Raw genomic sequence first — 11,240 nt, forward strand, 5'->3', positions numbered from 1 at the left:
GCGCGTTCGTTTCTCGCGGGCCTGGCTCGAGGCGGGTTGGTTAGTCCTTGGTCGGATCGGCGGCGTTCGGGTCGCCATAGGTGAGGGCGACGAAGACGTCCTCCAGATCGGGATCCTCGGTGGCGATGTCCTTGATCAGGACGCCGCTGGCGCGCACGGCCGCCAGGACCTGCTCGACGCTCGATTGGCCGGTGCGATAGCTGACCGAGAAGGCGCCGCCCGTCCGCAGCTTGGTGTCGAAGCCGGCGAGCGCCGGCGCGGCCGTCACCGGCTGCTCCGGGGTGACCACGACGTTGCGGCTGTCCATTCGGCTGAGCAGCGTCCCCGTCGGTTCGCAGGCCACGACCTCGCCGCGGTTGACGATGGCGATCTGGTCGCAGAGCTCTTGCGCTTCTTCAAGATAGTGGGTGGTCAGGACGATGGTGACGCCCAGCTCGTTCAGGCCGGTGACATACTGCCAGAGCTGGCGGCGCAGCTCGACGTCCACGCCGGCGGTAGGTTCGTCCAGAATCAGGACCGGGGGCTGGTGGACCATGGCCTTGGCCACCATCAGGCGCCGCTTCATGCCGCCCGAGAGTTGCCGGACATAGGCGTTAGCCTTGTCGCCGAGGCCCAGGGCGTTCAGCAGTTCGTCCGTCCGGCGCTCACGCTTGGGCACGCCGTAGAAGCCAGCCTGGACCTCCAGGGATTCGCGCGGGGTGAAGAAGACGTCGGCGGCCAGCTCCTGCGGCACGACGCCGATGGCGGCGCGGGCGTCGCGGGGCCGCTGGTCGATGTCGCGCCCCCAGATCCGCACCGTGCCAGAGCTTTTGCGAACCAAGCCCGCCAGGATGTTGATGAAAGTCGACTTGCCCGCGCCGTTCGGCCCGAGCAGGCCGAAGATCGAGCCGCGCGGGATCTTCAGGTCGATGCCGTTCAGGGCCCGCTTTTCCGGCGAGGTCTTGGTGGCGGCGTAGGTCTTGTAGAGGCCTTCGGCTTCGATGGCGTAGGCGGGCAGGTCCATGAATCGTCCAGAATGCAAACGGCGAGGCCGGAAACGCCGCGTGAAGGGGCCCTGGAGGCGCGCGTCGATTGACGGCGCCTTTCGGCGTCGCATAGGTATGCCTCGTTCGCGGTGACGCCAAGACCGCGATCCGAATTCGAGGACTCCGAAGATGGCCAAGGCCAAAAATACGCCCGCCAACGCGACCGTTCCGACCGCCATGGATCCGGCGGCGATCGCCGGTCCCGCGCCGGAGACGATTATCGTCCATTCGCACCGCATCGCCTGCGACGGCGTCGGCGGGGCATTGGGTCATCCGCGCGTCTGGCTCGAGATGGGTGCGGCCGGCTTCGTCGACTGCCCATACTGCGATCGTCGCTTCGTCGCGGCCACCGGCGAGGGCGACGAGCACGAGCAACTCGCGCCCGGCGTCTACGAAGGCGCTGGCGGCCACTAAGCCGTGAACGACAGCGTGCCGCCGGCCCAGCGGGCCGAGACCCTCGCCAAGGCCTGGGAAAAGGCCGAGTGGCCGCACGAGGCGCCGGTGCTGCGCGCCATCGCCATGCCGTCGGACACCAATCCCGAAGGCGACATCTTCGGCGGCTGGCTGCTGTCCCAGATGGACCTCGCGGCGGCGTCGATCGCCTTTCACCGCGCGGCGGGCCGCTGCGCCACCATCGCCATCGACGGCATGACCTTTATCAGTCCGGTTTTCGTCGGCGACGAGGTCAGCCTGTTCGCCAAGGTCGTCCACACCGGTCGGACCTCGCTCAAGGTCGCGGTCGAGGCCTGGCGTCGCCGCCGTGACGGCGAGCAGGCGCACAAGGTGACCGAGGGCGTCTTCACCTTCGTGGCCATCGACGAGCACCGAAAGCCGCGTCCGCTTCCCGTCTAGACGACCGCGCCGAACGCCTTGCCGATCAGGGCGGTGGCCGCAAGCGCCAGGGCGCCCCAGAACGTCACGCGGATCACCGACTTCAGCGGCGCCGCGCCCCCGGCCCAGGCGCCCAGCCATCCAAGCATCGCCAGCGCCAGCAGCGTGGCCGCCGTGACCACCGGGATCATCACGGCCAAGGGCGCCAGGGCGGTGACCGCCAGCGGCATGGCGGCGCCGACCGCGAAGGTCGCGGCCGAGGTCAGGGCCGCCTGGACCGGGCGCGCCGCCAGATGCTCGGAGATGCCTAGCTCGTCCCGCGCATGAGCGGCCAAGGCGTCGCCGGCGTTCAATTGAACGGCGACTTGCCGGGCGAGATCTGGCGTCAAGCCGCGCGCGACATAGATCGCGGTCATCTCGTCCAGCTCCTCCTCGGGCCTGGTCGCCAGCTCTTCGCGTTCGCGGGCGAGGTCGGCGGCCTCGCTGTCGGCCTGGGAGCTGACCGAGACATATTCGCCGGCCGCCATCGACATCGCGCCCGCCACCAGGCCCGCGCCGGCCGCCAGCAGGATCGGGCCGCGCGAGGCCTCCGCCGCCGCGACGCCGACCACCAGGGCCGCGGTCGAGACAATGCCGTCATTGGCCCCAAGCACCGCCGCGCGTAGCCAGCCGATCCGCGACACGGCATGCCGTTCGACGTGGGCCTTCAAGCGCGCCATGGGCTCCCCTCCGCTCTCGTTTGACCGCAGGAGGAGCCCCCGAGACGCCTGGGTCAAGCGCCGCGCGCGCTTACGGGCTAATGCGTCAGGTCGAATTGACCAGGCGCGACGTCCAGCCAGGCGCAGATATCCAGGATGACCTGGCGTTCGTCGGCCTCGAGCCCGCCGTCGGCGATGGATACGGCCACCGCGGCGGCGGCGACCTCGACGGCCTCGGCGCGGCCCCTAAGCCGACGGACCATCATCTCCGCCTCGGCGCGCGCCTCGTCCGGACGGGTCTCGAACCGGGCGTCGAGAGCTTCGAAGGCTTCCAGGACGTCGTCGACGCCGAAGGGGATCAGCCCGGCCTGGCCGCGAATACGATCCAGCATCCGTCCGCGCTCCTCGGTCGAGACCTCGCCATCCGCGTGGGCGATCAGGGCGCAGGCGGCCACCACGGCGTCCAGTTGTTCGAGTTGCCGCGGAGTCCAGACGTCGGTCGGGGCCAGCGCCTTGCGCAGGGCGTTGTTCATGGTCGTTTCCTCGTTCTCGTTGTTGTTGACGGGTTTGGACATCGCCTCACGCCCAGCGGGCGGTGGCGGCGTCCAGCTCCATCGTCCAGAGCCGCTCCTGCAGGCCTTGTCGCCGCAGGTTCCAGATCTGGATCTTGGCCTTGTCGGGATTGGGCCGCTCGCCTTCTTCGCGCATGGCCATGCTCAGCCGCGCGATCTCCGCGCGAAGCTGCTGGGCGTTCATCAGGGGCATGTCGTCGCTCTCCTCTGTTGGGGAGTGCGCCGATGTCGGACCAAAGGGGGCTGGGAGGGGAAAGCGTCCTCAGGACCCGGCACCGAGCGCACTCGATGCGGTCCGACATCACGGTCGACGCTAGCGTCGAACGTCAGAGGGGCCCGGCCCGCATCTAGGACTTTGGAAGAAACGGGCCGTAACTCAAGAGGGGAGAGCGAAATTTTTGACGCTAGCCCGCGACAGGCGTCCAGAGCACGTCCTCGATCCGGCGAGCGCCGGTCGCCAGCAGGACCAGACGGTCGAAGCCGAGGGCGGAGCCCGACGCCTCTGGCATGTCGGCCAGGGCGGCCAGGAAGTCCTCGTCGATCGGATGGCGCTCGCCGTAGACCCTCGCCTTCTCGTCCATCTCGAGGATGAACCGCCGACGCTGCTCCACCGGATCGGTCAACTCGCCGAAGGCGTTGGCCAGCTCGACGCCGCAGGCATAGAGCTCGAAGCGCTCGGCCACGCGCGGGTCGGCGGCCTTGGGGCGAGCCAGCGCCGCTTCGGGGATGGGGTACTCGCACAGGATCGTGGGCCGGCCCTCGCCAAGGCGGGGCTCCACCTTCTCGACGATGATCCGGCTGAAGATGTCGGCCCAGGTGTCATCCTCGGCGACACGGATGCCCGCCGCCACCGCCTCGGCGGCCAGGGCGTTGCGATCAGTGGTCCCATCGGACGCCACGCTGGCCGGCAGGTCGACGCCCGCATGGCGCCGGAACGCTTCGGCGACCGACAGCCGCTCGGGCGGGGCGAAGGGATCGCAGGCCACGCCCCGGAAATCGAAGCGCCGGGTTCCCGCCGTCTCGGCCGCCAGGGCCACAAGGGCGGCGCAGTCGTCCATCAGCGTCTGGTAGGGCGCTTCGGCGCGATACCACTCCAGCATCGTGAATTCGGGGTGGTGCAGCGGTCCGCGCTCGCGATTGCGCCAGACCTTGCCCAGGCTGAAGATCTTCGCCTCGCCCGCCGCCAGCAGCTTCTTGCAGGCGAACTCGGGCGAGGTGTGCAGGTAGAGCTGAGCCGTCTCGCCGGCCGGGTTCAGCGCCTCGGTGGCGAAGGCGTGCAGATGCGCTTCGGCCCCGGGCGAGACCTGCAAGGCGGCTGTCTCGACCTCCTCGAAGCCCTCGGCCTCGAACCAGGCGCGGAAGGCCTTGGTGATGCGATTGCGCGCCAGGAGGAATGGGCGGCGGTCTTGGTGGACGTCTGTGCGCCACCAGGTCGAGGAAGGGTGCGGCAAGGGCTCTAAACCGAAGAGACTGGAGATTTCGCCCCTTTCGCTATAGGAGGGCGCTCACGGATCAATAGCACGAACGCGCCCGCGGCCTCGCGCGCGCTTTCCACCAAGGACGGTAACTACGTGAAGGTCGCAGCCAGCTCGCTCCGCAAAGGCTCCGTCGTCGATCTCGACGGCAAGCTCTATGTCGTCCTGAGCGCCGAGAACATCCACCCCGGCAAGGGCACCCCGGTGACCCAGCTGAACATGCGCCGCATCTCGGACGGCGTGAAGGTTTCGGAACGCTACCGCACGACCGAGCAGGTCGAGCGCGCCTTCGTCGACGACCGCAATCACACCTTCCTGTACCAGGACGGCGAAGGCTTCCACTTCATGAACCCCGAGACCTACGACCAGCTCGTGGCGACCGAAGAGGTGATCGGTGACGCCGCGCCCTACCTGCAGGAAGGCATGACCGTCATCCTGTCGACCCACAATGACGTGCCGATCGCCATCGACCTGCCGCGCACCGTGGTGCTGGAGATCGTCGACACCGAGCCTTCGGTGAAGGGCCAGACCGCCAGCTCGTCCTACAAGCCGGCCGTGCTCAGCAACGGCGTCAAGACGACGGTTCCGCCGTACATCACCTCGGGCACCAAGGTGGTGATCCTGACGGAAGACGGCTCCTACGTGGAACGCGCCAAGGACTAAGCGCCTCTCGGTCGCTGAAACTGGAAAGGCCCGGCGGGTGACCGCCGGGCCTTCTTGGTGTCTGGCGGATGGCCGGCGGACTAGAAGTCCGCCGACACCGTCACGAAGCCCATGCGCGGCGCTTGCGGGAAGGCCGTGTAGCCGCCCGAATTGCTGGTCACGCCGGCCGTCGAGACGCCCTTCTTGTCGAAGAGGTTGGTGACGTTGGCCGTGACGCGCAGGCCCTTCACGAAGCCCTTGTCGGCCATGTCGAAGGTGTAGCCGGCCTGCAGGTCGACCAGCATCATCGACTTCACCGAGAGATCGTTCAGGTAGGTCACATAGCGCTTGCCGACATAGTCGCCGCTGATCTGGGCGTCGAAGGCGCCGTAGTTGAAGCGGGCGATCGTCTTGTTCATCCACTTGGGCATCAAGGGGACGTACTTGCCGCCAGTGGCGACGGTGACCGGAGTCGAGACGCCGTTCACCAGGGTCGTGCCGCTCTGGTAGTCCTGGTCGTACTTGGCCTCGCTGTACGAGACGGCGTTGTAGAGCTGGAAGTGCTGGCCGAACTTCAGCGTGCCGGCGACGTCCACGCCCTTGGTCGTCACGTCGCCGACGTTGGCCAGGATGGCCGGCGCGGGGTTGATGAAGTTATAGGGCGCGATGTTCAGCAGGCGGTTGCTAAACTTGACGATGTAGCCGTTGATCTGGCCGTCGACACCGGTGATCGGGCCCCAGTTGACGTCGTGGCGCGTGCGCAGGCCCGCCTCATAGGTCCACGAGGTTTCCGGCTTCACCGTCTGCTTGAACAGGTCGAAGGCGGCCTGCGTGCCCAGGCTCCACGGCGAGAAGCCGTAGAAGCCGCTGCCCGCGCCATAGGGGATGAACTGGCGCATGTTCTGCTGGACGTTGACGAACACCTGTTCGTTCTCGGTCGCGTCCCAGAGCAGGCCCAGCTGCGGCAGGAACCACTTGTTCGAGGTGATCGAGCCGGTCGGATAGTGCACGGGCACGGCCACGGTCGGCAGGTTCTGCTGGTTGATCGGGAACTTGCCGGTGGCGTCCTGCAGGCTCGACTTGAAGCCCGCCTGCAGCAGCAGTTGCGGCGTGATCCGCCACTGGTCCTGCAGGTGCAGCTGGATGTCGTTGGTGAAGAACTCGGCGGCGTACTGCGTCAGCACCTTCTTGCCGCGCGGCACGTCGTAGGGCGACAGGTTGTTGTTCTCCTTGGTCATCGGATACCAGGCGCGCTGCTGGGCCGGTTCGTTGTGCTCGAACCAGAAGCCGCCCTTGATCTGATGGTCGCCCAGGGTCCACTCGACCGTCGACAAGGCGCCCGGACGGTTGATCCGGTACTCGGTGGTGCGGACCGCATAGCCCGTGCCGCCGAACAGGTTGACGATGTTGGTAAGGGTCGCGGCGCTGGTCGTCGAGCCGACGACGAGGTTCGGATAGTAGGTCGCGAACAGGCCCGGCAGGCCGGCGGTGTTGACCGGACCCGCGACGATGCCGCGGCCGAAGTTGTAGTGATAATAGACCTGGTTGGTCCAGGTGAGGGTCTCGGTCGGGCGCCAGGCGTACTTGATGTACGAAAGGATGTCCTCGCGCTGCGCGGCGCTGAAGCAGTTCGAGAAGTTGTTGCCCTGCGACGGCGGCGGCGTGCCCGGACCGCCCGTCAGGTTGGCCGTGCAGCCGGCCAGGTCCGGATAGATGAAGGCGCGCGTATAGGGCATGAAGTTCTGCGCGGCCGCGGTCTGCTGGTTGCCGCGCGCGGTGGCGTCTTCGTTCGGCTCCACCTTCATCTGCCAGTCGGCGTAGAAGGTCAGGTCGCCATGCTCGCCTTCCCGGACCAGCTTGAGGTTCACCTGGTGGCCGCGCTGGTGGCCGTCGAAGTCCCAGGCCTTGGCGTCCTGGCGCAGGTACGAGACGTAGCCCTTGAAGCCGCCGGCCATCTCGCCGCTGTCGAAGCGGACGAAGGTGCGGGTCGTGTCGTAGCTGCCCAGCGTCTGGCGCAGGTTGAAGCCGCGCTCGGCCGAGGGATCGCGGCTGAAGGTTTCGATGGCGCCGCCCAGGTTGCTGGTCGAGGCCACGCCCAGCGAGCCGGCGCCCGACGACAGGGTCACGCGCGAGACGTTTTCGCTGCTGACCGCGCGCGAGACCGACAGGCCGTTGTAGTTGCCGTACGCCTGGTCGCCCAGCGGTACGTTGTCCAGGGTATAGCCCAGCTGCTGGGTCGAGAAGCCATGGACGAACAGCGACAGGTTTTGCTCGTTGTTGCCCCACGGATCGGCGGTTCGATAGATCACGCCGGGCAGGAACTGGATGGCCTTCAGCGGGCTGGCGCCGGGCAGGACGCGCTGGATCTGCTGGGCTTCCATCGCGACGGCCGAGCGCGTTTCGCGCTGGCTGGTGATGATCAGCTGCTCGACGGCGGTGTTGTCCTCGGCCGTCGGCGCGGCGGCGGCGGGAGCCGCGGCCGGCGCGGTGTCAGCGGCGCGCGCGCCGGTGGCCAGCAGCGCGGCGCAGGCCGCGCCGCACCAGAGTGCGGTCTTGCGGCCGCCCGCCGCCGGGAAAGTCTTCGACGCCATCTTGGATGTCCCCCAAACTCTATTGCGATGGCCGGGCAATAGGGACGCTCCAAGACGGCTCCGCGACAACGAGGCGACGCCTGTGTGACGGTGCGCGGCCGCCACAGTAGACCGGGGCCGCGCCGCAAGGCGGCCGTGACCGCCAGAAGGAGAACGGCTTATGGACTCAGGGACGCGCGCGCTGACGCTTGCATCAAGGCCGCAGGCGGGCGTCAGATGACCCAATGAGCACGCCCGTCTTCGACCTGGATCTCCTGCCGTTCGCCGCCCTGATGGGTGTCGAGATCGTCCACGCCGCCCCCGATCGCGTCGAGGGGCGCTTGATGGTCCGCCCCGATCTCTGCACCGCGGGCGGCGTTCTGCATGGGGGCGCGGCCATGGCCTTGGCCGACACGCTGGGCGCCATTGGCGCGTTCCTCTCCACGCCCGAAGGCAAGCGGACGACGACACTGGAGAGCAAGACCAACTTCATCGCCCCCGCCGCCACGGGAACGACGGTGAAGGCGACGGCGACGCCGCTGCATATCGGCCGTCGCTCCAGCATCTGGGTCACGCGCGTCGAAGCCGAGGACGGCAAGCTCGTGGCGGTGGTCACCCAGACCCAGATGACCCTGGACTAGGCGCTGCCCAGGTGGCCCCGCCAGGCCTCCCGCAGGACCTTCTTGTCGATCTTGCCGGTGGCGGTCAGCGGCACGGGCGCGAAGACCACGTCGTCGGGCGTCCACCACTTGACGATCCTCGGCGCCAGATAGGCCAGGACGGCGGCCTTGGTGACGGCCGCGCCTTCGTGCGGCTCGATGACCAGCAGCGGCCGTTCCTCCCACTTCGGATGCGGCACGCCGACGACGGCGGCGATCCTAACGCCCGGACAGCCGACGGCGACGTTCTCCAGGTCGATCGAGCTGATCCACTCGCCGCCGGATTTGATCACGTCCTTCTGGCGGTCGGTGATGCGCATGAAGCCGTTGGCGTCCAGCGTCGCGATATCGCCGGTGTCGAACCAGCCCTCGTCGTCGGTGGCGTCATGGTCCTTGCGGAAGTAGCGTCGCACGACCCAGGGACCGCGCACCTTCAGCGCGCCGGACGTTTGGCCGTCCCAAGGCGCCTCGGAACCGTCCTCGGTCTCGACCTTCAGCTCGATGCCGAATTGCAGCCGACCCTGGCGCGTCCAGATCGCCTCGTCCATGGCCTCCTCGCCGAGCGCGGCGAGCGCCGGCGTCGGGGTGGCGACCACGCCGATCGGGCAGGTCTCGGTCATGCCCCAGATCTGCAGCACCTGGACGTCGTAGCGGCGCTTGAAGGTCTCGGCCATGGCGCGCGGCACCGCGCTGCCGCCGATCACCACGCGCTTCAAGGTGGTCGGCGCGGCGTCGTGTTTCTCCAGCCAGTCGAGGTACATCGTCCAGATGGTGGGGACGCCGCCGGTGAAGGTGACGCCCTCGCTTTCGATCAGCTCGTGGAGCGACGCGCCGTCCATGCGATCGGCCGGCAGGACCAGCTTGGCGCCGCAGAGCGGCGCGCTGAACGGCACGCCCCAGGCGGTGGCGTGGTAGAGGCTGGAGCAGGGCATGGCGACGTCGAAGGCCGTAAAGCCGAACGCGCTGTTCAGGCCGCCGGCCATGGCGTGCAGCACGACGGCGCGGTGCGAGTAGAGCACGCCCTTGGGGTCGCCGGTCGTGCCCGAAGTGTAGCAGAGGAAGGCCCCGGCGTTCTCGTCGAAGGACGGCCAATCGATCGTCTCGGGCTCATTGGCGATCAGCGTCTCGTAGCAGAGCGCGCCGACCGCGCCAGGCTCGGTTCGCGCCTCATCCGACAGCATGACGAAGGTGGTCACCGAGGCCAGGCGCGGCGCGATGCGCTCGACCAGGGGCAGGAAGTTGCGCTCGAAGAACAAGATGCGGCTGCCCGCGTGGTCGATCGTGTAGGCGATCTGCTCGTCGGACAGGCGTGGATTGGCGGTGTGCAGCACCGCGCCGACACCCGGAACCGCGTAGAACAGCTCCAGGTGACGGTGGGTGTTCCAGGCCAGGGAGGTCACCCGGTCGCCGGGCGCGACGCCCAGGCGGTGCAGGGCGTGGGCGGCCTGGGCCGAACGGCGGGACAGGCCCCCATAGTCGTAGCGCCAGAGCGGCTCGTCGATGAGCCGCGAGACGATCTCGCGCGCGCCATGCGCCTGGGCGGCATAGGTCAGGATGCCGCTGACCAGCAGCGGCGCGGTTTGCATGAGCCCCGGGATCATCGGCTCCTCCCCACTTTTCTCGTTGGGAGGAGCCTAGAACGTGATCGGTGTTCAGGGAAAGCCGGGTCAGGCGGCGCGGGCGCGTGACGTCCGCTGAGCCGGGGCGTCGCCGACCTGGAAGCGCCCAACCAGCGTGGCCAGTTCGCCGGCCTCGCCCTTCAGCGTGTGGGTCGCGGCGGTGGCTTCCTCGACCATGGCGGCGTTCCGCTGAACGACCTGGTCCATCTGGTTCACCGCGACATTGACCTGGTGCAGGCCGGTCGACTGCTCCTGGGCCGAGGCGGCGATTTCCTTGACCAGGCTGTCGATGGAGGCGACCTGGGTGACGATGGCGCGCAGGGCGTCGCCGGTCTGGGCGACGAGATCGACGCCCGCCTCGACCTGCTGGCTGGAGGTCGAGATCAGTTGCTTGATCTCCTTGGCGGCCTCCGCCGACCGCTGAGCGAGCGCGCGCACCTCCTGGGCGACGACGGCGAAGCCCTTGCCCGCCTCGCCGGCCCGGGCGGCTTCGACCCCGGCGTTCAACGCCAGGAGGTTGGTCTGGAAGGCGATCTCGTCGATGACGCTGATGATCTGGTTGACCTGGTTCGACGAGGTCTCGATCTCGCTCATGGCCGAGACGGCCTGGTCGACGATCTCACCCGAGCGCTGCGCGCCGGCGCGGGCCTGGGCGACCAGGCTCGAGACCTCAAGAGCGCCCGAAGCCGTCTTGCGGACCGTGGCGGTGATCTGGTCCAGGGCCGCGGCGGTCTCTTCCAGGCTGGCGGCCTGCTGCTCGGTGCGACGCGACAGGTCGTCGGAGGCCGAGGCGATCTCTTCCGACCCGGCGCGGATGCCGCCGGTGGCGCCGTTGATGCCGCGCAGGGCGTCGCGCAGGCGGTCGGCGGCGGTGTTGAAATCGCGCTTTAGGCCTTCGGCCTTCGGCGTAAGCTGGGCGTCGATCCGATAGGTCAGGTCGCCGGCGGCCAGGTGGTCCAGCGCCTTGGCCAGGGTGTTCATGGCGAAGGCGTCGGCTTCGGCCTCGGCGGCCTTCTCGCGCTCGCGCTGCTGCCGTTCGGCCTCGACCTGGGCGCGCTGGGCGGTCGCTTCGGCTTCCAGGCGAACCTTCTCGATCGCGGCGTCCTTGAAGTAGGCGACGGCGGCGGCCATTTCGCCGACCTCGTCCTT

12 protein-coding genes are annotated in these 11,240 nt (G+C 68.4%); 4 read left to right on the forward strand and 8 right to left on the reverse strand.

Going from position 1 to position 11,240, the window contains the following annotated elements; genetic code table 11:
- Nucleotides 1-40: 40 nt before the first annotated feature.
- On the reverse strand, nt 41-1,003 hold the full coding sequence (locus DI526_RS17660) for an ABC transporter ATP-binding protein (RefSeq protein ID WP_304280742.1): 963 nt from the start codon (nt 1,001-1,003) through the stop codon (nt 41-43).
- Nucleotides 1,004-1,154: 151 nt separating this feature from the next.
- On the opposite strand from DI526_RS17660, the gene DI526_RS17665 reads away from it, so the two are divergent.
- Complete coding sequence (locus DI526_RS17665) at nt 1,155-1,439, forward strand: zinc-finger domain-containing protein (RefSeq protein ID WP_304280744.1); 285 nt, start codon at nt 1,155-1,157, stop codon at nt 1,437-1,439.
- Between the two features lie 3 nt (nt 1,440-1,442).
- The gene (locus DI526_RS17670) at nt 1,443-1,877 is read left to right on the forward strand and encodes an acyl-CoA thioesterase (protein ID WP_304280746.1); all 435 of its coding nucleotides are present in this window, start codon (nt 1,443-1,445) and stop codon (nt 1,875-1,877) included.
- On the opposite strand, the gene DI526_RS17675 is transcribed toward DI526_RS17670, so the two are convergent.
- From DI526_RS17675 to epmA, 4 genes are all read right to left on the reverse strand, one after another.
- Nucleotides 1,874-2,575, reverse strand: coding sequence for a VIT family protein (locus tag DI526_RS17675; protein ID WP_304280748.1), 702 nt, complete (start codon nt 2,573-2,575; stop codon nt 1,874-1,876). The two genes, DI526_RS17670 and DI526_RS17675, sit on opposite strands and share 4 nt — an antisense overlap.
- A 77-nt stretch (nt 2,576-2,652) precedes the next feature.
- Nucleotides 2,653-3,129 carry a tellurite resistance TerB family protein gene (locus DI526_RS17680; protein ID WP_304280750.1) on the reverse strand — a complete coding sequence of 159 codons (477 nt, stop codon included), beginning with the start codon at nt 3,127-3,129 and terminating at the stop codon, nt 2,653-2,655.
- Nucleotides 3,130-3,133: 4 nt separating this feature from the next.
- Nucleotides 3,134-3,319, reverse strand: coding sequence for a hypothetical protein (locus DI526_RS17685; protein WP_304280752.1), 186 nt, complete (start codon nt 3,317-3,319; stop codon nt 3,134-3,136).
- Nucleotides 3,320-3,530: 211 nt separating this feature from the next.
- A complete protein-coding gene (gene epmA, locus DI526_RS17690; RefSeq protein WP_304280754.1) occupies nt 3,531-4,577 on the reverse strand; it encodes an EF-P lysine aminoacylase EpmA in 1,047 nt (348 codons plus the stop codon).
- Nucleotides 4,578-4,697: 120 nt separating this feature from the next.
- Here epmA and efp point away from each other — a divergent pair, with 120 nt between their 5' ends.
- Nucleotides 4,698-5,264: an elongation factor P gene (efp, locus tag DI526_RS17695; protein WP_066687129.1), complete on the forward strand. Its 567-nt coding sequence runs from the start codon at nt 4,698-4,700 to the stop codon at nt 5,262-5,264.
- An 80-nt stretch (nt 5,265-5,344) separates the two neighbouring features.
- Here the strand turns inward: efp and DI526_RS17700 are convergent, their stop codons facing one another.
- Nucleotides 5,345-7,834 (reverse strand): TonB-dependent receptor, encoded by a 2,490-nt coding sequence (locus DI526_RS17700; RefSeq protein ID WP_304280757.1) that lies wholly within the window; start codon nt 7,832-7,834, stop codon nt 5,345-5,347.
- Between the two features lie 224 nt (nt 7,835-8,058).
- On the opposite strand from DI526_RS17700, the gene DI526_RS17705 reads away from it, so the two are divergent.
- Nucleotides 8,059-8,454: a PaaI family thioesterase gene (locus tag DI526_RS17705; RefSeq protein WP_304280759.1), complete on the forward strand. Its 396-nt coding sequence runs from the start codon at nt 8,059-8,061 to the stop codon at nt 8,452-8,454.
- Here the strand turns inward: DI526_RS17705 and DI526_RS17710 are convergent.
- Nucleotides 8,451-10,073: a long-chain fatty acid--CoA ligase gene (locus tag DI526_RS17710; protein ID WP_304280761.1), complete on the reverse strand. Its 1,623-nt coding sequence runs from the start codon at nt 10,071-10,073 to the stop codon at nt 8,451-8,453. The two genes, DI526_RS17705 and DI526_RS17710, sit on opposite strands and share 4 nt — an antisense overlap.
- A gap of 66 nt (nt 10,074-10,139) precedes the next feature.
- Nucleotides 10,140-11,240 (reverse strand): methyl-accepting chemotaxis protein (locus tag DI526_RS17715; RefSeq protein ID WP_304280763.1); only part of this gene is annotated, 1,101 nt, incomplete at its 5' end.

It is taken from the genome of Caulobacter segnis, assembly GCF_003243465.1.
GTDB classification, from domain to species: Bacteria; Pseudomonadota; Alphaproteobacteria; order Caulobacterales; family Caulobacteraceae; genus Caulobacter; species Caulobacter segnis_A.

Excerpts from the sequence above, each read along its gene's own strand:
- DI526_RS17660 (WP_304280742.1), bottom strand. The coding sequence starts at position 1,003 with ATGGACCTGCCCGCCTACGCCATCGAAGCCGAAGGCCTCTACAAGACC.
- DI526_RS17665 (WP_304280744.1), top strand. The coding sequence starts at position 1,155 with ATGGCCAAGGCCAAAAATACGCCCGCCAACGCGACCGTTCCGACCGCC.
- DI526_RS17675 (WP_304280748.1), bottom strand. The coding sequence starts at position 2,575 with ATGGCGCGCTTGAAGGCCCACGTCGAACGGCATGCCGTGTCGCGGATC.
- DI526_RS17680 (WP_304280750.1), bottom strand. The coding sequence starts at position 3,129 with ATGTCCAAACCCGTCAACAACAACGAGAACGAGGAAACGACCATGAAC.
- DI526_RS17685 (WP_304280752.1), bottom strand. The coding sequence starts at position 3,319 with ATGCCCCTGATGAACGCCCAGCAGCTTCGCGCGGAGATCGCGCGGCTG.
- DI526_RS17700 (WP_304280757.1), bottom strand. The coding sequence starts at position 7,834 with ATGGCGTCGAAGACTTTCCCGGCGGCGGGCGGCCGCAAGACCGCACTC.
- DI526_RS17705 (WP_304280759.1), top strand. The coding sequence starts at position 8,059 with ATGAGCACGCCCGTCTTCGACCTGGATCTCCTGCCGTTCGCCGCCCTG.
- DI526_RS17710 (WP_304280761.1), bottom strand. The coding sequence starts at position 10,073 with ATGATCCCGGGGCTCATGCAAACCGCGCCGCTGCTGGTCAGCGGCATC.